Annotated in this window: 15 protein-coding genes and 1 pseudogene; 7 read left to right on the top strand and 9 right to left on the bottom strand. The window is 47.5% G+C overall.

Going from position 1 to position 22,978, the window contains the following annotated elements:
* Nucleotides 1-27: 27 nt before the first annotated feature.
* The 5 genes from JGK07_RS00930 to JGK07_RS00910 all read right to left on the bottom strand — a co-directional run bounded on the left by JGK07_RS00930 (nucleotide 28) and on the right by JGK07_RS00910 (nucleotide 7,908).
* The gene (locus tag JGK07_RS00930) at nucleotides 28-783 is read right to left on the bottom strand and encodes a ribonuclease HII (RefSeq protein WP_293174924.1); all 756 of its coding nucleotides are present in this window, start codon (nucleotides 781-783) and stop codon (nucleotides 28-30) included.
* Between the two features lie 2 nt (nucleotides 784-785).
* Nucleotides 786-3,119 (bottom strand): Rne/Rng family ribonuclease, encoded by a 2,334-nt coding sequence (locus tag JGK07_RS00925; protein ID WP_293174927.1) that lies wholly within the window; start codon nucleotides 3,117-3,119, stop codon nucleotides 786-788.
* A gap of 1,097 nt (nucleotides 3,120-4,216) precedes the next feature.
* Nucleotides 4,217-4,366 (bottom strand): hypothetical protein, encoded by a 150-nt coding sequence (locus JGK07_RS00920; RefSeq protein WP_293174930.1) that lies wholly within the window; start codon nucleotides 4,364-4,366, stop codon nucleotides 4,217-4,219.
* Between the two features lie 228 nt (nucleotides 4,367-4,594).
* Nucleotides 4,595-7,408, bottom strand: a complete 2,814-nt coding sequence (locus JGK07_RS00915; RefSeq protein WP_293241256.1) for a TIGR03960 family B12-binding radical SAM protein — start codon at nucleotides 7,406-7,408, stop codon at nucleotides 4,595-4,597.
* A gap of 155 nt (nucleotides 7,409-7,563) precedes the next feature.
* On the bottom strand, nucleotides 7,564-7,908 hold the full coding sequence (locus tag JGK07_RS00910) for an STAS domain-containing protein (RefSeq protein WP_293174936.1): 345 nt from the start codon (nucleotides 7,906-7,908) through the stop codon (nucleotides 7,564-7,566).
* 382 nt (nucleotides 7,909-8,290) lie between these two features.
* Between JGK07_RS00910 and JGK07_RS00905 the strand changes: the two genes are divergently transcribed.
* Both JGK07_RS00905 and JGK07_RS00900 read left to right on the top strand, forming a co-directional pair.
* The gene (locus JGK07_RS00905; RefSeq protein WP_293155487.1) at nucleotides 8,291-8,485 is read left to right on the top strand and encodes a hypothetical protein; all 195 of its coding nucleotides are present in this window, start codon (nucleotides 8,291-8,293) and stop codon (nucleotides 8,483-8,485) included.
* A gap of 539 nt (nucleotides 8,486-9,024) precedes the next feature.
* The gene (locus tag JGK07_RS00900) at nucleotides 9,025-9,261 is read left to right on the top strand and encodes a hypothetical protein (RefSeq protein ID WP_293174939.1); all 237 of its coding nucleotides are present in this window, start codon (nucleotides 9,025-9,027) and stop codon (nucleotides 9,259-9,261) included.
* On the opposite strand, the gene JGK07_RS00895 is transcribed toward JGK07_RS00900, so the two are convergent.
* The 4 genes from JGK07_RS00895 to JGK07_RS00880 all read right to left on the bottom strand — a co-directional run bounded on the left by JGK07_RS00895 (nucleotide 9,235) and on the right by JGK07_RS00880 (nucleotide 16,346).
* Entirely contained in the window at nucleotides 9,235-9,513 is a 279-nt protein-coding gene (locus tag JGK07_RS00895; RefSeq protein WP_293290664.1) for a hypothetical protein, read from the bottom strand. The two genes, JGK07_RS00900 and JGK07_RS00895, sit on opposite strands and share 27 nt — an antisense overlap.
* Before the next feature lie 120 nt (nucleotides 9,514-9,633).
* Complete coding sequence (locus tag JGK07_RS00890; RefSeq protein WP_293206672.1) at nucleotides 9,634-12,456, bottom strand: PAS domain S-box protein; 2,823 nt, start codon at nucleotides 12,454-12,456, stop codon at nucleotides 9,634-9,636.
* 729 nt (nucleotides 12,457-13,185) lie between these two features.
* Complete coding sequence (locus tag JGK07_RS00885; protein ID WP_293241252.1) at nucleotides 13,186-15,984, bottom strand: NHL repeat-containing protein; 2,799 nt, start codon at nucleotides 15,982-15,984, stop codon at nucleotides 13,186-13,188.
* A gap of 209 nt (nucleotides 15,985-16,193) precedes the next feature.
* Entirely contained in the window at nucleotides 16,194-16,346 is a 153-nt protein-coding gene (locus tag JGK07_RS00880; protein ID WP_293195759.1) for a hypothetical protein, read from the bottom strand.
* Between the two features lie 359 nt (nucleotides 16,347-16,705).
* Between JGK07_RS00880 and JGK07_RS00875 the strand changes: the two genes are divergently transcribed.
* The 5 genes and pseudogenes from JGK07_RS00875 (at nucleotide 16,706) to JGK07_RS00855 (ending at nucleotide 22,808) form a co-directional block, all read left to right on the top strand.
* Nucleotides 16,706-17,431 (top strand): DUF502 domain-containing protein, encoded by a 726-nt coding sequence (locus JGK07_RS00875; protein ID WP_293155504.1) that lies wholly within the window; start codon nucleotides 16,706-16,708, stop codon nucleotides 17,429-17,431.
* A 508-nt stretch (nucleotides 17,432-17,939) separates the two neighbouring features.
* Nucleotides 17,940-18,548 (top strand): annotated as a pseudogene (gene nusB, locus JGK07_RS00870) (transcription antitermination factor NusB); the annotation flags it as partial.
* A gap of 225 nt (nucleotides 18,549-18,773) precedes the next feature.
* Nucleotides 18,774-20,477, top strand: coding sequence for a signal recognition particle-docking protein FtsY (gene ftsY / locus JGK07_RS00865; protein WP_293174957.1), 1,704 nt, complete (start codon nucleotides 18,774-18,776; stop codon nucleotides 20,475-20,477).
* A gap of 614 nt (nucleotides 20,478-21,091) precedes the next feature.
* Complete coding sequence (locus tag JGK07_RS00860) at nucleotides 21,092-22,579, top strand: PP2C family protein-serine/threonine phosphatase (RefSeq protein WP_293174960.1); 1,488 nt, start codon at nucleotides 21,092-21,094, stop codon at nucleotides 22,577-22,579.
* Entirely contained in the window at nucleotides 22,569-22,808 is a 240-nt protein-coding gene (locus tag JGK07_RS00855; protein WP_293174963.1) for a hypothetical protein, read from the top strand. The genes JGK07_RS00860 and JGK07_RS00855 overlap by 11 nt, the downstream gene beginning before the upstream one ends.
* The last annotated feature ends 170 nt before the right edge of the window (nucleotides 22,809-22,978 follow it).

Below are 22,978 nucleotides of genomic sequence, written 5' to 3'. Positions count from 1 at the left end.
TTAATTAGGTTTTTTAGTGCTATTTAACTATTTTCGACAGGGACTAAATGACACCCGGTGAAAGACAGACACACCACAACGTTCCAAAGCTAACTTATGTTTAGCAGTACCATATCCTTTGTTGTTTGTCAAGTCATATTCAGGATACTTGACGGCCATCCGCAGGATTAATTCGTCGCGCCAAACTTTGGCGACAATACTAGCAGCGGCAATCTGAATCGATCGCGAATCACCTTTAATCATCGTCTCTTGGTCGATCGACAAATTGGGTATTCTTTGATTGCCGTCAACCAAACACAAATCTGGGGCGACATTTAATTTCAAAATCGCCCGTTTCATTGCCAACAAAGAAGCCTGCAAAATATTCAGGCGATCGATCTCCCGCACCGAAGCCACACCAATTTGACAGTCAACCGCCACAGCCCTGATTTTGACTGCTAACCGACTCCGGGCTGCGGCACTCAACTGTTTGCTGTCGCGCACTCCGCAACTTACTAATTCTTCGAGAACTTCGTCGGGCAAAATGCAGGCGGCTGCCACCACTGGCCCGAACAAAGCTCCTCTTCCTACTTCATCTACACCTGCAATTATCCGAGGGAAAGAGGGGGAGGGGGAAAGGGGGAGAGGGGGAGAGGGAGAGGGGGAGATTGGGAGATGGAAAGATGGGAAGAGAGTAAAAATTTCTACTTCTTCTTTGTTCCTTTTTCTTTGTTCCTTCTTCCTTCTTCCCTCTTCCTTCTTCTTTGTTCCTTCTTCCTTCTTCCCTTTTCCTTCTTCCTTCATAATCACTCATCCAAAACAGCAGAGGAGCGGCGACGGCGGCGGCGGTTGATCGCAGGTTCCTCGGGTTCGCTCGATTCGATCGCCTCGTGGGATTCGATCGGCTCATAGGATTCGATCGGCTCATAGGATTCGATCGGCTCATAGGATTCGATCGACTCATATAGCTTATTCGGCTGATTCGAGAAAGCCATCACATCGTCGGCTTCCTCCATCGGCTCAAAATCATCGATTTCGTCGATCGAACTTGCGCCGTAAATTTCAGCCTCATCATCAGCATCATCGTCATCGTCATCCTCAGCAAATACCGGCAGGGCAACCGACATTTCTGAATAATAATTTTGTTCCTCAACATGGGGTGCTGGCGCAGGCGCTTCAAATTCAAATTCGAGCTGCTCAAAAGGCGGCTTATTCGGCCCAGCTCCGGGGAGTGTCACCGAAACGATCGCATTTTTAGGATTTTTGACGCTGCGATCCGTTAGCACCAAAGGAGAAACCCCCATCAGAGCATAAACATCCTGCTCTTCTGGCGTCATTTCCACCGAAATCACCTCCGGAGGCTCCACCATCGGCTTCAGCAGCTCAGACTTAGTTGGCCGCACGCGATCGAATTCCTCGCGCCTGCCAACAGTTGCCATATTCACTAGCCCGAAGCCCTCAGAAGCTGCCCGGATGCCGGGGGGAGTCACCACCAGATACTCAGAGCGGGTATCTGCGACGGGCGCACTCGAAGTATTCGGCAGCCGCAACTTGCTACGTACCGGTTCCTCTTCCACCGGGACGACGGCAAAAGGCTCTTCACCAATCCGGCGGCGCCGCCGCCGTCTGGTTCCGTTGCCCAAATCCTGATAGCTGGGATGGTTGAGCAAGTCCAAAGCTGAGGCGTTGCCGCCAGTCTCAACAAAATCCAAACTTTCGCTCTGAGGTTCCCAAGCAGCCCGAGCGAGTTCGGGGGAACGTTCTTCTCGCACTGGTGCAGCAGTTGCAGCAGCTACAGGCGCCAAGCTGCGGCGTTCCAATCCTTCTGGCAAGTTCAACATCACCCGGTTGGAGGAAGTCACAGTGCGATCGGCTGCTTCCCGCACCGCTGCGCCGAAGTCCTCTTCGCCCGGGAGTTGTACCAGATGACCCAACCCACTGCAAGTAGGGCAACTGTGGCCGAATAACTCGTAAATATTTTGACCTTGGCGTTTGCGGGTGAGTTCTACCAGTCCTAATTCGGACAGTTGAGCTATTTGGGGTCGAGATTTGTCAGCTTTGAGAGCTTTATTGAAATGTTCCAGCACCTGCAACTGATCGCGGCGGGATTCCATGTCGATAAAGTCAACAATAATCACTCCGGCAATATTGCGAAGTCGTAGTTGTCTAGCAATTTCCGTGGCTGCTTCGCAATTTGTCCAGAGTACAGTTTCGCGAGCCGTTGCCGATCGAGTAAACGAGCCAGAGTTGACATCAATTACCGTCAGCGCTTCTGTCGGCTCGATAATCACATAACCGCCAGAAGGTAAATCTACCCTTGGTCTGAGAGCTTCTCGAATCGCAGCGTTGACGCGGAAAAATTCTAAAATCGAGGCGCGCTCTCGGTGGTGGTCGATCAAAACTCCCGCAGGAAGTTTACCGCCGTTCCAGCTCATCAACTGCTGCTTCACCCGCTTAATCCCATTTTGCGAGTCCACGACAATCCGGTTCACGTCACCGCTGAACATATCCCGCAATACCCGCTGGATAAAATCGTCATCGCGGTTGAGCAGTGCCGGCGCCCGGGTAGAACCGCCTTCAAGTTGAACAGCTTCCCACTGCTTTTGCAGCACTTCCAAATCTTCCATGATGGCTTCTTCGGTCATGCCTTCGGCTTCGGTTCTTACCAGCAGCCCCATCCCGGCCGGTTTCACCAAAATAGCCAGGGCTCTGAGGCGGTTGCGCTCGGCTTCCGACTTGATTCTCCGGGACAGATTGACTCCCCTGCCGTAGGGCATCAGTACCAAATAACGCCCGGGCAGGGTAATGTTGCCTGTCAGCCGGGGGCCTTTGCTGCCCGTCGGTTCTTTCATCACCTGTACCAGCACTTTTTGCTGGGGGGTGAGGAGTTCTGTAATTGCTCCTGCCGATCGCTTGAGCCGCAGTGGGCCGAGGTCTGTGACGTGCATGAACCCGTTGCGTTCTGGGTCGCCAATATTGACGAAGGCCGCATCTATCCCAGGAAGTACATTTTCGACAATTCCCAAGTAAATGTCACTGACTTGATGGCTGCCTGTGGCTACCACGAGTTCTTGGATTTGATCTTCTGAAAAGACGGCAGCAATGCGATGCTGCTCTGCTATAACTATCTGCTTTGTCATTCAATTTCCTCAAAAAACTGTCAGCAAGTTAGAGACACTAACGCTGAAAAGTGCCTCTGACTTTAACTGTAATTAGTAGTAGCTTAAAGAGTTATTAGCTGTCAGTTGGTGCAGGGTTGAAGGAAATTTAACTCTTCACTGTTAACTGTTAACTCTTCACTGTTACAGATAAAAAAGTAGTTAAACCCGACCGATCGAGAGTTATGAGTTATGCTCAGCAGATAAATCTGAGAGATAGAAATAAGGAGGCTTTTATCGAGTTAGCAATATTGAGTTTTAAGTTGAGAATTGCTTTCCTCAATACTTCAAAATTCAACAGTTGCAACTCTTCCTTTGAACTCAGCGAATAAATTCAGCGCCACTCTCACCAATTTCTTAACACACAACTGAACACACAACTGAACATTACGAACTGATAACTCCGCTTGCGTGGTGGTTGAGGGCTGGTTTTGAGCGAAAGTAAGTAGGATTGATACTCCCCAGGGCTTAAGCCACGGGGATTCTTGAATGAATCCGAAAACTCTCAAAGGTGCTATCAAATCACCTCTAGACGCTCAAAACAACTACCTTTATAAAAGATGTTGCAATTGCGCTTACTTTGAAATTGTGCTTGTTTTCATAGACCATCACAACGCCAGATAGGTACGCTTCACACTCTGCCATTACTTGTCAGTTATACAGGCTTACTACTCCTTGAGGAGTGTGGTGGCTCACTGTGCCGGGATTTCTCCGATACTAGAGTGTTTCAACACGTAGATGGTTGTTTTACTTGCTAACTCAATTATAGAATAAGACTCCAATCACTTGTGTAAAGGAATATTGAAGGCGGTTGAAACCGCTACCGACTTCCTCCCCGTGTCTAAAGCCAGGGGCACGCCGGGCTCGTTTTCTGGTGAAAGCGTAAGGACTTTTATTGAATTCTTGCGCGATCACACTCAACAGACTCTATTCTTGGCATTCGACTGGAACTTCCGCCCCTGCCAACCCTAAAACCTTGTCAGTCGATTTTAGATTGAATAATTTTAGATTTTAGATTTACAAGCGCAGATGAATCTGGGAACTTGAACCTTGGTCTAAAATTTTGGGATCTCCACGAATTAAGTCCGGGCTTGTATCCGTTTTCGATCGAGGTCAAAAACATCTATTGTTGAATACCCGCTGGCTCGGCTTGAACCATGAGATTTTTGACTAAGCCGACGATCGACAACCACTCGATCGATCGAAATTAATCGATCAATTTGGTTCATGCTCCGCTCCTGCGGGTTTAGCGCTAGATTTAGCCCGTGAATGTACAAAAAGGCTTGAAGTCTTGAACAGAAGCAATTTGCACCCAGCCCGCGTTGCTGGTTGGCTCTTAGCGACGAGCGACAAAAGCGCTCAAGCCGCTGCGGCTTCCATAACAAGCAATTATAGCTTGACACGACACATCCCGATCGAGAGCCGAAGGTGAAATATTTCACCACAGCTTCCCTATTTTAACCATAACCCAAGATTAGCTGACTGCGCTGAACCTGCAAAAGCTGAATTTCCTGCTGGCTGACTTGTTCGAGCATGAAAACAAGGTGTTCGGGCTTGAGCAGGTTGCCGTCGCTGCGACAACTGCCGGTATAGCGCAAGACGGCTGTACCTTCGGATTGCTGCACAAGTTCTAGTTTGTGCAGCCGATCGCGCAAATTGACATCGCGAGTCTTTCCCGACTTAGTAGTGTGCACCCGCCAAAAAGCCTCTGTTTCGGCGATCGCCTTCACCCAAGCTTCCCAATTGGCAGTATCTGCGACGGAGACAGCAGTAGAATTATCCTGGTCAGATTCGCCATTTTCCGTCAACAAGCCTGTTGCAGCCACAGTAATTACGTACTCCGCTGCTTCTAACAATTGACTGGCAGAAGGAGCTTTGAGGTCGATCGACTCAACCTTGTAAATCGGGATATTTTCCGGCAGAGCCGCCGCCAATTTTGCTCGAAAAATCTCAAGATCGATCGACTCAGTGAGTTCAAAATCAGCAATTTCCCCAGTGCTGGTAACGCCCAGAGGCAGAGCATTTGCCACAGAAATCCGAGGATTTGGGTGGAAGCCGCCAGTAAACGAAATCGGTAAATCGGCCCGGCGGACAACTCGATCGAACAATCGCAGCAAATCCAAATGACCAACCAAAGCCATATCGCCCACCTTCCCAAACCAAACCCGAAAACGCTGTTTCCGTTCTGTATTCGGTACAAATTCCCCAGCAAAATCTGGAATTGGCAGGGCATCTACAACCACATTGTGTCCGAAATCTGTGCCGCAAACCCCGCAGCGGGAACACCCTTCAAAGGAACAATCGGGAACCGTCGCTGCTTCTAAAGCCTTTTGCAAGTCAAGTTTCAGCCAGTTTTTATCGATTCCCGTGTCTAAGTGATCCCAAGGTAAAGGTCGATCGAGAAAGAGGGGGAGAGGGGGGGAGGGAGAGAGGGGGAGAGGGGGAGATGCGGGAAAATCTTCCGACTTCCCTCGGACGACTTCCCTCGGACGACTTACATCCGTTACATCCGTTACATCCGTTACAGAATCCGTTGCCGAACTTCCTTCTTCCTTCTCCTCTTCCTTCTGAAAAAGATTCCATTCGCCGCTTTCAACTTGACGGTATTTCCAGGTAAGGCCGGATTCATCGATCGCCCTTGTCCAAGCCTTGTATGCTGTATCCAAGTTTTCCCACCAAGCATCCATACCGGCGCCCAGTTCCCAAGCCCGGCGGACTACAGCACCCAAACGTCGATCGCCCCTACCGACAAAATCCTCCATTGCCGAAATCCGCACATCGGTATAATTCACCTTGATATTTCTCATCGCTTTGAATTCACCCTTCAGCAATTTTTGCTTGCGTGAAAACTCGGCAGTAGAAACCGAATGCCACTGAAAAGGAGTGTGAGGCTTAGGCGTAAAATTAGAAATTGTCAAGTTAAAATTCAGTGGCCGCCTGCCATTAAGCCTGCATTCCCTTTGCAGCCAGCGGACTGTTTCGGCGATTCCCAGAACATCAAAATCGGTTTCTCCGGGCAAACCGATCATAAAATACAGCTTGATTTTATCCCAACCGCGATCGACCGCAGTTTTGACACCCCGCAACAATTCTTCGTTTGTCAAACCTTTGTTAACGATGTCGCGCATCCGCTGCGTGCCGGCTTCCGGGGCAAAAGTCAAACCGCTTTGTCGCGTGCCGCCGAGAATGTCGGCAATATTATCGTCAAATCTGTCAACCCGCTGACTGGGTAAAGACAGAGAGATATTTTTGTCTTTGAGGCGGTTTTTGATTTCCATCCCCACAGCCGGAAGTGCTAGATAGTCGGAACAACTCAGGGAAAGCAGGGAAAACTCGCTGTGCCCGGTGGCTTTCATTCCTTCTTCTATCGCCTCTACGACTTGCTGCGGTTCCACATCGCGGGCGGGGCGAGTCAGCATTCCCGGCTGACAGAAGCGACAGCCGCGGGTGCATCCCCGGCGGATTTCGACTGTCAGTCTGTCGTGTACTGTTTCGACGTAGGGTACTAGCCCGATCGAATAAGCTGGTATGGGAGTCGCGACTCGGCGCAGAATTCGTTCTGGGACTTGCGGGCGGTTGGGATGAACAGAACCATCTGCCGCCATATCGTAGAATTGGGGGACATAAACGCCAGGAATTTGCGCTAAATCCAGCAATAGTGCTTCTCGGCTCAAATTATTAGTTTTGCCTTCTGCCAAAATCAAGCCAATTTCTGGCAGCAATTCTTCTCCATCTCCCAAAGCGATGAAGTCAAAAAAGTCAGCGTAGGGTTCGGGATTGGAGGTTGCGGTTTGTCCGCCAGCAAAAATTAGCGGCAAATCGCCGCCATTTTGGGCATTTGTCGCTCTTTCTTTCCAAGTTAGGGGAATGCCGGCTAAATCCAGCATTTCCAGAATGTTTGTTGCTCCGAGTTCGTAGCTGAGGCTGAAGCCGAGAATATCAAATTCTGTGAGCGATCGCCTAGATTCTACAGCAAACAGGGGAGTTTTGGTCGTTAGCGCAGCCCTCGGAGAGGATCGCAGTTTTGCTGCTAAGTCTGGTGCGGGCAAATAAGCTCGATCGCACAACTGTCTCGGCCCAGCATTCAAAATATTGTAAAGGATGATGTGTCCCAGATTGGAAGCACCAACTTCATACACTTCTGGATATGTGAGCACCCAGCGTACAGACGCCCCATCCCAAGGCTTGCGTACAGCCCCCAACTCGTTTCCTAGATAACGAGCAGGCTGATTGATTTCTGCTGTAAGTAATTCTTCGATTTTTACTGCCACGGCTCGACTCGCTCTCATATTTGCGACTCTTAAGCAGCCTACCTTAAAATCTGCCAATACGCCAACGGCAGTCCTATCTCTTTGGAGCCCTTTAACTCAAGTTGCTGTGTTTGCTTACTTGTTTTCACTGGTGAGTAGATTCTAGAAGTGCTTGTTTACACAAGACAAGAGTTTGCTGCTTCAAAGCTTTCGACATTTTCAAATATCTCAAAAACTCGATCGAGTTGGCTGAGTTCCAGAATCATTCTAATTCCGGCGGTAACTGAACACAGACTAAACCTGCGTCCCATTTTTTTCGCCTGCTTGAGGCCGGAAATCAATGCCATCAAACCCGCGCTGTCAATAAATGTTACTGCGCCAACATCTACGAGTACCGCTACTACTCCAGGGGCTGAAATTGTTGTGGTTAGTTGCTCTGTGAATTCTCCGGCTGTGGCTGCATTTAGGTGGTCTAGGGGTCGAATCACCCTAAGTGGTTTATGGGCAAGAAGTGTCTGCATATATCAAACCTATGGTTGCTACGTATTTTCAACTACCGTACTGGACGGAGGTAAGCCTAAACCTACTTGACACCTACGAGCGTAACCCTACCTGAGGAAAACCGATCGGTAGTTTTGAGTAGTTTACTGAATCTTTATTTATTTAGTCTTTTTTATAAAAGTTTGTGCAAGATTTACGGAGTAAAGGTAAGCTACTATACTATTTTTTATTTGTGCGACGAGGTTTAGTGTTGGCAATCGTAAAGATTGCGATCGACCTTATCCTAGCTGTTAGGTTAAACTGAGCAATGTAATTGAAATCACTGGTTAGTTCTGATTTGGATCACTCACTCCATCGACTGTTAAGATGACAATAATACTGTACGGAGTTCTCCGATATACTATGCAAGCAACTCATGCTATTCGTCAACTTGTAGAAAAAGCCCTCTACATTAAGCAGTTGACGCCTGACATTGAAAACGAAATCAACAACGAGCTCACCCGTTTGGGCTACATCTCGGATATTGATTATGAGGCTTTAGAGTTATTAATGGATGAAATGGATGCTGGCCGGGTGCAATTGGTATCTAGTAGATAGTTGGAACCGGAGAGCGCGGAAAAATCACAGATTGAAAAAAAATCCTTGCACGGTGGGAAAGACGGGAGTCTCAGAAGCATTTACCCCGGCACGGTACTTTTAAAAGCTCGCACCCAGTTGATGAGCTTGATATTTGAGGCGATGGTTTGTTCACCTCACTATCAAAAAAATACTTTTACTTCAATTAAATATATAACTTTTGGGGCTTGACAAATGAGGTGTAATAGTAATTTATTAATGATTACTGTTACCTAGCTGAGGTGGAAAACCGGTTTGGAACGATCGCAATTAAATTTGTTCGATCTTTCAGACTGAAGTCCTCATCAAACAAGAGAGGAGTTCAGTCCGAACGATCGAAAGTGATAACGGTTATTTTACCGGAATATATATAATCAGGCGCGATCGCCAGTTGTGTAAAGTTTTGTAAAAAGTATACGGGATTTGCATAAAAAAGAACAAGTTGCGCCGATAGCTCAAATAGAGAGGCTCGCGTCCTAGTGGCGAGAGAGTCTGTCAACTTGTATCTCAACTTATGTAATATGTCAAGAGAACCAGATAGCACGGAAACTTCAATCAACAGTCTATTTGCCAAAATCGAGACCTTGCTGATGCAGACTTGGCAAGAAACAGGCCACGGATGCCTAACTATTGAGAGCGAAAAAATCAGTCCGAAAAAAATCCAAGTAATTATTCGAGGCTCTACTTACTATCGCTATGTTATTTCCCCTGAAGGCATAAACAAGTGGGTTTTAAAGCAAATTGCCGAAGGGGATTGAGCGATTAACGGTTGGGTAATTGGTAATTGGTAATTGGTAATTGGTAATTGGTAATTGGTAATTGGGAATTGTAATTGGTAATTGGTAATTGGTAATTGGTAATTGGTAATTGGTAATTGGTAATTGGTAATTGGTAATTGGTAATTGGTAATTGGTAATTGGTAATTGGTCGTTATATAATGAATTTGCGATCGCTCCTATCCAAGAAAATTGATTAGTCGTGAGGATTTCCATCCTTGCCGAGTCAATCAAAAAGGGAGCATCTCATTTTTGCAAAAAACATTTTTTTTACAGTGCGAGCGTCCCCGCTCGCGTGCTATATCAGCACGCGAGCGGGGACAGCACTACAGATGCAAAACTGAGATGCTCCCATCAAAAATCGATCGCCCGCGACACCAAACTTGCCACCACCGCCACCAACTCAGCAGGATCGAGAGGCTTGGGTAGGTGAATTTGAAAACCCTGTCGCAGCGCCCGCACCCGTTCCTCCAGCCTACCGTAAGCTGTGAAAGCCACCGCCGGAATTTCCCTGTCCCCCATTTGCTCTCGCACTTGCGGCAGCAGAGCCTCTCCTTCAGCGGTTTGTATGCCGAGATCGATCGCCAACACATCCGGATTCAGCCTAGAAATCGCTTCCAAGGCTTCCATTCCCGAGATAGCAGTCTCCACCTCAGCTCCGCAATCTTCGAGCACTGTACGCGCAAAATCCAAGGAATCCCCGTCGCCATCAACCACCAACACCCGCACTCCCGAAAGGTTGCTGCTAACAAAAGACGGATCTATAGGGGATCTGGCCGGGGTTTCTCGAACCACAAACTCCCCAGCCCCGGTAACAGAAAATCCGCTGTCGCCCTCTTGCTGTTTAATTGGCAATCTAACGAAAAAGCTCGCTCCTTGTCCTTGGCCAGCCGATTCTACTTGCACTGTTCCCCCGTGCATTTCCACAAAATGGCGCACGAGAGCCAAACCTAGACCCAATCCGTTGTACGATCGCGTTGTAGAGGTATCAGCTTGGCTGAAACGCTCAAAAACGTGCGGCAAAAACTCTCCTGGAATCCCTTGTCCCGTGTCGCTGACTTCAATTTCCACACTAGGCGGTGACAAATTTTCACAACAGGCGGATTGTCCGGGCATACTCGTCCTCTCCACCTTGTGCAGCGCCACCCTCACCTGTCCTCCGTCAGGAGTAAACTTAATCGCATTCGACAGCAAATTCCACGCCACCTGCTGCAAGCGGCCGGAATCGCCAAACATCCGCCCCGCAGTTTGGTCGAAATCCGTCACAATTTCAATATTTTTTGCCCCAATCGCCGGAGCGAGAGTATCGATAGCACCTTCAACAGTCGAAATCAAATCTACCCACCGCAAATTCAGCGACAGTTGGCCAGTCATAATCTGCGACACGTCTAACAAATCCTCAATTAGCGTCCCCAGCGATCGTGTATTGCGGTCGATCGTTTCCAGAGCCTTAACAGTCGTTTTTTCATCAAACTTGCGGTGGCGCAGCAGTTGCGCCCATCCCAGCATCGCATTCAACGGCGTCCGCAATTCGTGGGACAAAGTTCCCAGAAACTCGTCTTTAATCCGGTTCGCCCGCGCCAATTCTTCAGCTCGATCGTGCAGTTCTTTTTCCAACTCCTTGCGAACCGTCAAATCGAGAATAAAAGCCACTGATTCTTGCCGCTTTTCCCCCAACAAAATATACCCCACCAACACCGGAATCCGGCTGCCATCAGGCCGAATGTATTCCTTTTCGTAGGGACTGCAAACGCCCTCGGCCTTTGCCTCTGCGATGCCGATTTCGTCCAGCGGTAGGTACTCCGGCGGTGTAATGTCAATCCAGCGGAGTTCCCCGCGCTGCAACTGTTCCCGCGTGTAGCCAACGAGGCGCAAAAATTCGTCGTTAGCCTCACTGATACCGCCGTCAACATCGCCGAAGAGAATTCCGATCAAGTTAGATTCTGCCAACATTCTCAGCTTTTCTTGACTAGCTTTGAGTGCTGCTTCTGATTGCTTGCGATCGCTCACATCTTGGATGTAAGCCGAGCAACCAGAATCGGAAGGATAAAAACGCACTTTCAACCACTTATTCCATAACGGCACGAATTCTTCATATTCGACTGTTACCTTGTCTGCTAATGCTTTGGTGGCGATTTTGTAAGACGGTAAATCCACGGCCCAGGGATATATTTCCCAAATATTTTTCCCGATCAGTTCTGCTTGTAAGTTGCCAAAAATCTCTTGACCTTTGTGGTTAATATAGGTGAATTTCCAGTTTGAATCGAAGGCGACAAAAGCGTCGGTAATGCTTTCGAGAATGTTAGTAATTCGAGCGTTTGCCGATAGTAGCGCTTGAGCTGTTTGTTCTGCTTGTTTGCGAGCTGCTTGTTCCCGGGACAAAGCCATAACACGTTCTTGTTCTGCCTGTTGGCGATCGCTAATATCGATGCAAGAACCGATGTAACCGGCAAAAGTGCGATCGGGTCTGTACAGGGGTACCCCTGTACTCACAACCCAGCGGTACTCCCCGTCATAGCGCCTCAAGCGGTACTCGATCCGGTACTCGCTGCGGGCGTCGAAGGCTCTCCGGTAAACATCCATATATTTTGGCAAGTCGTCAGGATGCAAGCTTTCCATCCAACCGATGCCGATTTCTTGCGCCAAAGTTTTACCGGTAAACTCCAACCAAACTTTGTTAAAGTAATCGCCAAGTCGATCGATATCCGACATCCAAATCATCACCGGCGCGGTATCTGCCATCATCCGAAACCTGGCTTCGCTTTCTTGGCGCTGTGCTTGAGCTGCTTTGCGATCGAGCCGTTCTTTAACTTCCCGCAGGGCCCGCTCGATCGACGGCACCAACCGCGTCAAACGCCGTTTGAGAACGTAGTCTGTAGCGCCACTTTTCAAAGTCTCAATTGCCACTTCCTCACCCAAAGTAGCCGACACAAAAATAAACGGCACTCCCGGACAAGTAGCGCGGGCCATTTCCAGCGCTGCTATCCCGTTAAAACAAGGCAGCATATAGTCTGCCAAAATAATATCAACACAGTGTTTTTCCAGCGCTACGGCAAAATCTTCCCGAGTTTCCACGCACAGCAAAGAAAAGTCTAGACCGCCATCCATGAGATATGCCTCAATCAGCTCGGCATCTAGGGGACTGTCCTCTACCAAGAGGATATTGAGCGTTTTCACAAAAATTCCTTAATATATTTTACAGAAAAATGCAATCAAAAATCCTTGAATACTTCCATTATTTACCTAATTTCCATCGCCATTCTAAAGAAAAGATAAAAAAATGCTCAGCTTACTGTTGGAACCTCTGCGCCAGGAAAGCGACTGCATTCTGAGTTGCGATCGCAAAACAACTATCTTTCTGAGTTCTGAACACAGAAGAACCCGATTTCTACCCAAAATCTGTGATACCTGTTTAAAAAAACAATGCAACTTTAGCCAAGCTGCAAACCCATACAGAATAAGTCATGACCCATCTCAAATCTCAAATTTCAAATCCTTTGAGCGATCGACCTTAACCCAGAAACCGGGTTTTTGACCCACCTAAGGCCCGCACTGTTTTATAGCAACTGCCTGAAACATACTCATCTATCCCAAGATAGATCTTTGCAAACTCGCTTTAATTCATAAACTCAGTTTCTTCAAAAAATTGTTTTTTGACCACAACAGACAATTTAAATGCGTTCGTTCTGGATGCACAAAAACTCGGTTTCTACGCAACCTACTGAATTACATATCACCTTAGCAAGGAATGTATTCCCTGTCAATAATTGTCCACAAAAAAAACAATTTGAAGCCAATACGCTTAACTTAAGAACAATCCGACTGGCAAATAATGCCTGTATTGCCTAGAAAATCGCGAAGTGAAATTCGTCAAAAATCGTTAAGTTAACCGTATTGAATTAGACGCTAAGCCAGCGACACAATACTAGCTCGTTCGTAAGGCAATTTGTTGGTCGGCAAAACCTCGATACTAATTTCCAGCGAATCCAAAGCCGGATTTTGTGCTAGCAGCTTTTCGGTCAAATTCTTATTCAAAATCTCCCATAAATCCGTTTCATTTGGATAATCAACCAAAAAATTGTCTATGCTTTTGTAAATCGGCACAAAGTCGGGATATTCAGCCTGCGTAATTCCTGGCTTGTACTGATACTTGACATCAATGTTCAGGTTATTCAAACCCTGGTGAGCGATCGAATAATTAGGAATCTTGAAATCCCAGGCTTCCCCTAATTTACCATTTGTAGTGCGACTAACGGTACTGCTGCGATCGTAAGGCAATTGGTTCGTCGGCAAAACATTCAAATCAACAGTCACCGAAGAAATTGCTGGATTTTCGGCAAGCACTTTTTCCGTCAAATTTTTGTTAACAATTTCCCAAAAATCAGTTTCGTTAGGATAGTTAACTAAAAAATCATCAACGCTCTTGTAAATCGGCACATAATCGGGATACTGATAATTTTGAATGCCCTCTTTGTACTGATAATTTACAGCAAAATTTAGGTTGTTTAACCCTTGATGGTTAATTGGGTAATTTGCCGCTGTAAAATTCCACTTCTCGGTCAGCTTACCATCGGAAGGAAAGAAAGCAATTCCTATCGGACGCTGTAACTTGCTGTCGGGAGGGACAAAAATAGAACTGTTACTCGACAAAGGATTGCTCGATATTGGCAGCGGTTCCCCAGTTTTGCCATTGTACCGCAAAACTGCACCAACATTGTTAGCATTGGCGCGGTTGTCAAAGCCAACTGCAAACAAATTGCCGATCGGCGAAAATGCCAAACCACCTACATAATTGCTACTGGGGGAAGTATCAGTATAATTGGTAGATAAAACCTTGACCAAATTCCCACTTTTTAAATTGTAGCGCCTGATATCGTTAGCAAAATCGCTCACGTAAAGGTCGCCGTCAGCGGGCCCGATTGCCATGCCCAAAAGACTCACAAATCCCTGACTCCGAGGCGAAGGATCGGGGGAAGCAAAGATACTTGACTGCCCAGTTTGCGGGTTGTAAAGCAGCACCTGGCTGGCGAAACCTGCACTAAAATCAGCTTTGCCATCACGAGCAACACTCCCCTGCGTTGTCACGTACAAATTGCCGTCAGGAGCAAACAGTAAATTGTTCGGCCCATTCAATCCTCCCGCTTGCTGTTTGCCCGTTGCAAATACATCTATAAATTGTCCTGTTTTGCCGTTGTATCTAAGAATTTGATCGGTCAAAAAACTGCTGACATAAAAATTACCGTCGGCACCAAAAGCTAAACCGTAAGGACGAGATAATCCGCCAGTTTCATCAGCAGTAGTGTTCGGATTGTCGCCGACAAACTTATCAATAAATCTGCCACTAACTCCGTCATATCGCAATACGGCAGATGCTGTCGGCTGTCCGGAATTCCCTGGCTTGTCACCGCTGGCAATGTAAATGTCCGGCTTACCGTCGCCGTTGCCATCTGGGCCAAAAAGAATTGTATCTGGACTAGACAAACCGCCGCTGCCCGCTGGGATAAATTCGCTTAGAAGATTGCCCGTACTGCCGTCAAACCGCAGTACATTATTGCCTCTGGTATTGCCAACTAGGAAAGTTCCTTGAGGATTGCTTGGTTGAGTGCGAGTAACTTTGCTGGTGCGGTTATAGGGTAATGTTTGGCTTGGCAAAACGTTCAAGTCGATCTTAATTGCTGCCAAGCTAGAATTTTCGTTGAGGATATTTTGAGTTAATTTTTTGTTGACAATTTCCCAGAAATCTGTCTCATTGGGATACTTGCTTAAAAAGTTATCAATGCTCTTGAGAATTGACAGGGAATCGGGATATTCGTTTGGGGGAATCCCCGGTTTGTACTGGTAATCAACATCGAGATTGAGCTTGTTCAATCCTTGGTGATTAATTGCGTAGTTTTTCAAGGAAAAGTTGCCATTTTCTTTTGGTTGACCGGCACGACTGCGGAAAACTGTAGTTGCTCGTTCGTAGGGCAATCTGTTCGTTGGCAAAACTTCGATTTGGATGGTAACATCGGTCAGTGCCGGATTTTCGTCTAGCACTTTTTGACTGAGATTTTTGTTGATATTTTCCCAGGTGTCCGTTTCGTTGGGGTAGTTAACTAGGAAGCTATCAATACTTTTGTAGATTGGCACAAAATCGGGATATTCATTTTTGGTAATTCCGGGTTTTAAGCCGTAACCAATTTTGATATTGAGGGTGTTTAAACCTTGGTGGTCGATGGTATAATTTGGGAAATTGAAAGCCCATTTTTCTGAAGGTAATAGCGCAGCAGTTCGGGATTGCGATCGCTCTGGAACTATACCAGTATCACCGATAGCAAAATCCATGCCTGTAAGTTCGTCTCTCTGAAGTGGAGTGGAGATATCGGTCTGGGATGTTAGACTGCGATCGACTTTAAGATTGTCGTCTGGTGAGTGCGGGAGCCGGAAGTCGGTGATTTGGTCAAAAAGGTCGTTAGCGAAGCCCTCGTAGAGGATCGCACTACCAGTCGCACCGGCAACCAAATCGGATGTTTGAGTCAAACCATAGCTGGTATCAAATAAAACATTCGTATCCCCGATCGCAATTTGGGTCAATCGATTTAGGCGATCCTCTACGAGGGCTTCGCTAACGAACTTACTGCCAAATAAGTCTGGTATTTCTGCTGAAACACCCGCAATATTTCCCTGAAGAGGTTTTGCTTCAAACAGTCCGGCTGTATTCAACATAAGCTATTATTGGCGAGATTCCCGCGATCGCAGATAAATTTGACTATATTTTACGGTTTTTCAAAGAATAGTCAACCAGTTTGAGATTTGAGATTGGAGATTTACTCGCAGAATTGAATTTGGGATTATGAACTTTGGTGTAATTTTTTTGACCTTCCAATCAGGAGTCTACGTGGCACGGCATCCATTTTTTAGGGGAGTCAAATAGTTTAAGAAGTAGCTGGCATTTGAGAAACATTTAATCTAAAGTCTCTCACCTTTCTCGATCGCAGTTCTGTCAAGTTCTCAAAAAATAGATTGTCCGATGGGAGTGGGCGCGATCGCGGTACGATCGCCACTGGCATTGTTCTAGCCCGCCCCATGCTAAAAATTTATCAATTGTGGAAGCAGCCCAAAAGCCCTCTACAGGAAACACCCCGACTCCGGCCACCTCAACACAGCGATCTGATTGGTTGATTCCGAGCTAAAATGTCTTAAAATATACAATAGGGTGAGCTGTTGCACAGCCCGCATATATTAAAATCAGGCGCTTTGCCTGCAATAATTCTTTAAAATATAGATACAGCACCGCCGATCCCTAACTCTTCCGCGCTCGGCAAGCGTAGGGTTTGGCAGCAGAGAAGACGATCCAAAATGGTCAATTCCAGTAAAGCCCGTGCAGTTGCTTTATTCTCAGGTTTATCAGGTGATTGCAACCAGTTACGAGGAGATTTGAACCGCCGTGCTCCAACGCATCAAACAAGACTTAAAAAATGACCTGATCGCAGGTCTGCTGGTAGTGATACCTTTAGCTACCACCATCTGGCTGACAATTACCGTCGCCAGTTGGGTAATCAATTTTCTTACCAAAATTCCCAAGCAGATTAATCCTTTTGACGGACTCCACCCGATTTTGGTCAACCTGCTAAATCTCTTAGTAGGGCTGGCTGTACCCCTGCTGAGCATTTTAGTCATTGGTTTGATGGCCCGCAACATCTTCGGGAAGTGGCTGCTAGACTTTGGCGAACGCCTGTTACAGGCAATTCCCCTAGCGGGTTCGGTTTACAAAACCTTGAAACAACTGCTGGGAACTATCCTCAAATCTAATGATAAATTTCGCCGGGTGGTGTTGGTAGAGTATCCCCGGCGGGGAATCTGGACTTTGGCATTTGTGACCGGTACGATCGAGAGTAACGACATTCCGTCTCATTTGTCCGGCGAAAGCCCGATCGGCATTTTCATCCCCACCACTCCCAACCCCACCACCGGATGGTACGCTATAGTCCCGGAAGCAGATGTCGTTAATTTGTCAATGTCGATCGAAGATGCCTTTAAAGTGGTGATCTCCGGCGGCATCGTCAACCCCAGCAACTCAGTTGCGGTCACCGCCGACAACCCCCCCGGCAAAACACTCGAACCCTTGCTATCCGAATCAAGATACCAGCCTGTACCAGTCGAAGAAGATTAGACAAGGCTGTAAAAGTCCTTTTAATCTTTTAATCAAATTTTCGGACGGGCTAGAAGCCCATCCCACAAAACAAAAAAATTGTGGGATGGGCTTCTAGCCCGTCCGAATTATTTTTGCAACTCACGTATATTGAACCAACTGGAAGCGCAGAAAGCCTACACTCAGAAACCGGGTTTCTCTGATACATCTTGGGTTTCAAAGCGAAGTATCTCCTAAGAAACTCGATGGGGAGAGGGGGAGAGGGGGGAGAGGGGGAGAAAGAGTTTCTTTCATCCATAACGGGTGGGCAGCCTCCGTGGGACGCTCCTAAGAAACCGGGTTTCTAGCCAGTAAATTTTCCCAATAATAATTGATCCTAGGTATCTAAAACCTGCCCAGAAACAATCGTTACTGAGGGCAGGTTTTTTTGGGAGTTTTTCTGCTAAAGTCCAAGTCTATGCTCTGAACCAGCGCTTAGCAATCTCAACAATTCTGAAATTCCTAAACTCCCAATTTCTATCTAAAAAATATGAAAAAAGCACGCGAAACCTCACGCGAACTCGCACTCCTCGGCATCAGCCAACTGCCGACTAATCCAGAACTCTTAGAAGCTAAGAAACTGCAAGATGTTCTCCTCGCAGCCATCCGCACTCTGACGACAGAAGTTCAAGAATCCCTAGAAGCAGCAGCTTCGGAAGTACAGCGGGGTAGCGACAAACTCCTGGCTAGCGAAATCCGCGCCGCTGATATACAAAGTGCTAGAGCGATGGTGCGCGAAGCACTCGAACTCACCCAAACCGCCATCAACCGTCTCGGTTCATCGATGGAGTTTCCAGAACTGCTTCAGCTTGCCAACCAGCAAGATGTCCGCACCTATGCTTTGCAAATCCTGACGAAAGTCAGCGCCAACCGCGTTCAAATTGACGAATTGCTCTCGGAAGCCCTGGTAGACTGGCAAATCGATCGCCTGCCCAGGATCGATCGAGATATCATGAGAATCGCGATCGCCGAAATCCTCTATCTCGGCTTACCCGAACAAGTCAGCGTCAACGAAGCCGTCCAACTGGCAAAACGCTACAGCGGCGACGAAGGACATCGGTTCATCAACGGAGTCCTCCGCCGAGTCGTCGATAAAATCAATGCAGAAGTTGTAAGTCAGTATCATTGGTCATTGGTCATTGGTCATTGGTCATTGGTCATTGGTCATTGGTCATTGGTCATTGGTCATTGGTCATTGGTCATTGGTCATTGGTCATTGGTTATTGGTCATTCGCGATCGGCAATCCGCAATCCGCAATCCGCTCTACACTAAGGACTGATGGCTAAATGACTAATAACTATTCTCTATTCCCCATTTACTTCTATGGTATTTAATTGGTTTCGTCGCCAGTACAGCGAAAGCGGATCTTCTGAACCAGAAACTCCCCCCGAACAGCCCCAAGATGAGGCGGCAAAATCCGCATCGGTTGAGCCTCAAACAGATGCAGCAGTTGAGGAAACTTCCCCCGCTGTAGCTGAGGATTATCTCAATTGGGCCAAAGCTGCTTACAAAAATATTCAAAAACAGCAAAAACCTGAAACAGAAGTTGCCCAGACAGCATCGGCGGAAGTTCCAGCAGCCGAAACAGAATTTGTAGAAGTTGCAGAAGCCGCACCAACTGTTGCAGAAGTTTCAGAAATTGCACCACCACCGCAGAATGAAAGTACCGATGGTCAAGAACCAGATGCAGCCATCCCAGTAGAGATTCCCGAACCTCTGCCACCATCATCCGAGTCGATCGCGCCTCAACCTGTTACTCAAAAATTAGAAGTTACAGCAGAAAATATAGCAATTGCCCAACCTGCAACTGAGCTTGCAGACACAGAATCGATCGCATCTGAGGACTCTACAGCCGAAGCCCTGCCGTTTTGGGCCCGAGCTGGGGCCGATCGCATGGATCGCATCGAACGCCTCAAGGAAACCGCCCTTGAGGAACCAGAAGTCATCGCCAACGCCGCCGAAAGAGCCGCAATAATCGAAGAAATTCCCGGTTTTGCCTTTGACGAAGGCTTCCTCTGGTCATCTGAAATCCTAGCCAGTCAAGGGCGCCGGCCAGATCAAGTATCCGTCGAGGAAATCAGTTGGCTGCAAAAACTGCGGAAAGGTTTGGAAAGAACTCGCCGCAGCTTAATTAATCGACTAAAGGCGATCGTCGGTCAAGGCCCGCTCAATCAAGACGCCGTAGCTGAAATTGAGACTTTGCTCCTACAAGCCGATGTCGGAGTCGCCGCCACCGACATCATTATCAACCGCCTCCAAGAAAGACTCAAACAAGAAGTCTTGCCGCCAGAACAGGCTCTAGCCTTTCTCAAAAGCATCCTGCGCGACATTCTCGACGCTCCGACAGCCGAAACCGCCGCCGGCAATCCCGCCTACAGCCTGACATTTGCCCCAGAAAAAGACACCTTCAACATCTGGTTAATTGTAGGAGTCAACGGTGCGGGCAAAACTACGACGATCGGCAAACTAGCCCACATCGCCCAAAAATCCGGCTACAAAACCCTGATTGCCGCTGCCGACACTTTCCGCGCCGCCGCCGTCGAACAAGTCAAAGTTTGGGGTTCCCGCAGCGGCGTGGAAATTATTGCCAATCCAGGGAAAAATACCGATCCGGCTGCTGTCGTGTTTGATGCGATCGCCGCCGCCAGCGCCCGAGGCACAGAATTGTTGATCGTAGACACCGCAGGCCGCCTGCAAAACAAAAAAAATCTGATGGACGAATTAAGTAAAATCCGTCGCATTGTAGACAAAAAAGCCCCCGGCGCTACCGTAGAATCTCTACTGGTCTTGGATGCCACCCTAGGTCAAAATGGTTTGCGACAGGCAGAAGTTTTCGCAGAATCGGCAAAATTAAGCGGAGTAGTATTGACAAAACTTGACGGTTCTGCTAAAGGTGGTGTTGCCCTAGCAGTAGTGCAGCAGCTAGGTCTGCCAATCCGGTTTATTGGAGTGGGGGAAAGCATCGAAGATTTGCGCCCGTTTTCTAGTTACGAATTTGTCGAAGCCCTACTCGATTTTAGATTTTAGATTTTAGATTTTAGATTGATGAGGTATCTCTAGCCGTCCCGATTTGGGAAAGCGAATACAGAGCTTCAACATATCAAATCCTTAACCTCAAACTACGATCGCAGGACTTGTGCCGATCGCCACCTGACGGTCTGTGGAAAACTAAATATCTAGAAACAATACCTTAAAACCTTCTGTTATTGCTTGCTTGCGATCGACGAAGCGCCATCAATTGGTGTCAACTTAAGGTCTCAGGTAGTAACGTTTTACTCTCTGAGGCTTAGGCCCGCCGATCGGCCTGGCGCCCCCTTAAAAAGCAGTGTGGTTTTATTGTCATCAGATAAATTAGGTACGTAGTTGGGATGCGAGCCCTCTTTATCTATACGCCTAAAGAGGGCTCGCATCCCAACTACATACCTTGATTAAGTAGTTTCAGAAGGGCTCAAAGTCTCCCTTATTAAGGGGGATTTAGACTCAGCTATAAACGAGATTTCTTGAGGATTTCAGGCTTAAATTCACACCAATGACCTACTGCCCAAACTACTTGCTCCAAAAACAACCGGATTTCTGTTCGTGTGGTGCGTAATTCCTCACTCAATCAATCTCCTTTTAAGATCGAAAATCACCAATCTAAAATGACTGCTGTGCCCTTGCCTCGCCCCTCACCTCAACCTGCTGACCGCCCTACGGGTCGCAATTCCACCGACGCGACGCCAGTATTTGCCCTCAAAGAACTGGTGGCGCGCTTGCACCGATACCAGCACAACGTTCAAGATATGTTGGGCTCGCTGGGATTTGCCCTGCGTAGTTTTAACAATCTCAACCAATTTTTGGAGTTGGTGCCTCTGGTGGCAACTCGCGTTACCGACGCCGACGGGGGAGCTCTGGTGCTCTTCAAACCCAACGGTCAAGTTCGGTTCCAGCAGTTGCACTGTCAGGAAGGACGGCAGTGCCAAGATATGCGGAAAGCGCTGGAAATAGCCACCAGGCAAGCTACAGCAGGTGCGGGCGCGGCTGGTGAATCTTTTTCTCAAACCTCTGGGCAAACTTCTAGTCTTGACTTGCAAGTCGGCCGTTATTTGGGCCCGGATGTTCATTTGTTTGGGGCGCCAATTTTAGTCAAGAATTTGGAACGCGGACGGCTGTTTGTTTTTAGCAGTGACCCACAATATGTTTGGACTCCGGGCCGACAGAAATTAGTTCGGTTGGTGGCGGATCAAACCGCCGTGGCAATCTGCAAAGACGAACTGACGGTGAAGTTGGCCGAAAAAGAACGCCTGGACAGAGAGTTAGAAATTGGGGCGGAAATTCAATTGCGGCTGCAACCCCGCAGTTGTCCCACAATTCCCGGTCTTGATGTGGCCGCGCGCTGCCAAACTGCTAGCAGAGTCGGCGGTGATTATTATGATTTTATTCCCGCTGACTATGACCCGATCGGCAAGGAAAATGAGGGGGAACACCCCCCATCCCTGATTAAAAATCTCAAGTCCAAAATCGACAAGGGTCGCTGGAGCATCGTCATTGGCGATGTGATGGGCAAAGGGGTACCGGCTGGCCTGTTGATGACGATGACGCGGGGTATGCTGCGGGCGGAGGTTTTGAACCGCCATTCGCCTGCGAGAATTTTGCAACATTTAAACCGGGTAATGCACGCGGATTTGGAGAATTCTCACCGTTTTGTGACTCTGTTTTATTCGGAGTACGATCCGAAAACTCGCATTCTGTCTTACAGTAATGCTGCTCACCACCCGCCTTTGCTGTGGCAAGCTGCAACTAATTCGATTGTTCGGCTCGATACTTTGGAGGGAATGTTGATTGGCCTGGATGCTGATTCGCACTACCAAGAAGCCCACGTGCAATTGCAGCCTGGTGATACTATTATTTATTACACAGACGGATTTACTGATGCTGCTAATCAAAGGGGCGATCGCTTTGATGAGGATAACTTGACCGCGGCTTTTCAGTGGGCTTGTCAAAATTATCAGCAGTCTGAGGAAATTCTGGATTATTTGTTCGATCGCGTTCACCAGTTTATCGGCATCGGCAACCGCAATGAAGATGACATGACACTGGTTGTACTTAGGGTAACACCGACCACAGGAGAAAATCACCATGATAGTTAATTTAATGCCGGAAATTATTACTGGATTTACCAGCTCGATTCATTGGCATGACGCCGTTCATTTGTTAGTTGTGAAATCTCATTTGAGTTCGCCTGTGATATTGGGTCAAAGCTACGAGATTTTTACTAATTTCCAGAAAGCTTGGAACAATTTTGTTTCGACTGGTCAGATAGGAGCTTTTTTTATAGGTATTTTCATTGGCTGGTTCATTAAAGGGATTATTCCTTAGAGTTATTCTCTAAGAGGTCGTCAGGAAGGGATTTCAAAGGTTCGCCGTCAGGACTTCAGTCCTTTCTGATGCAGCAGCATAATTTTAATAATTTTGTAGTCTAGAATTCAGTTTTTTAGTGTCAATACAGGTATACAAAGTTTGTAGTAATTACCTTAGTCCTTTCTTGC

This window comes from Microcoleus sp. PH2017_24_DOB_U_A, assembly GCF_020738205.1.
In the GTDB taxonomy this organism is placed as follows: Bacteria; Cyanobacteriota; Cyanobacteriia; order Cyanobacteriales; family Microcoleaceae; genus Microcoleus.
This window is presented reverse-complemented; position numbering and strand designations above follow the sequence as displayed.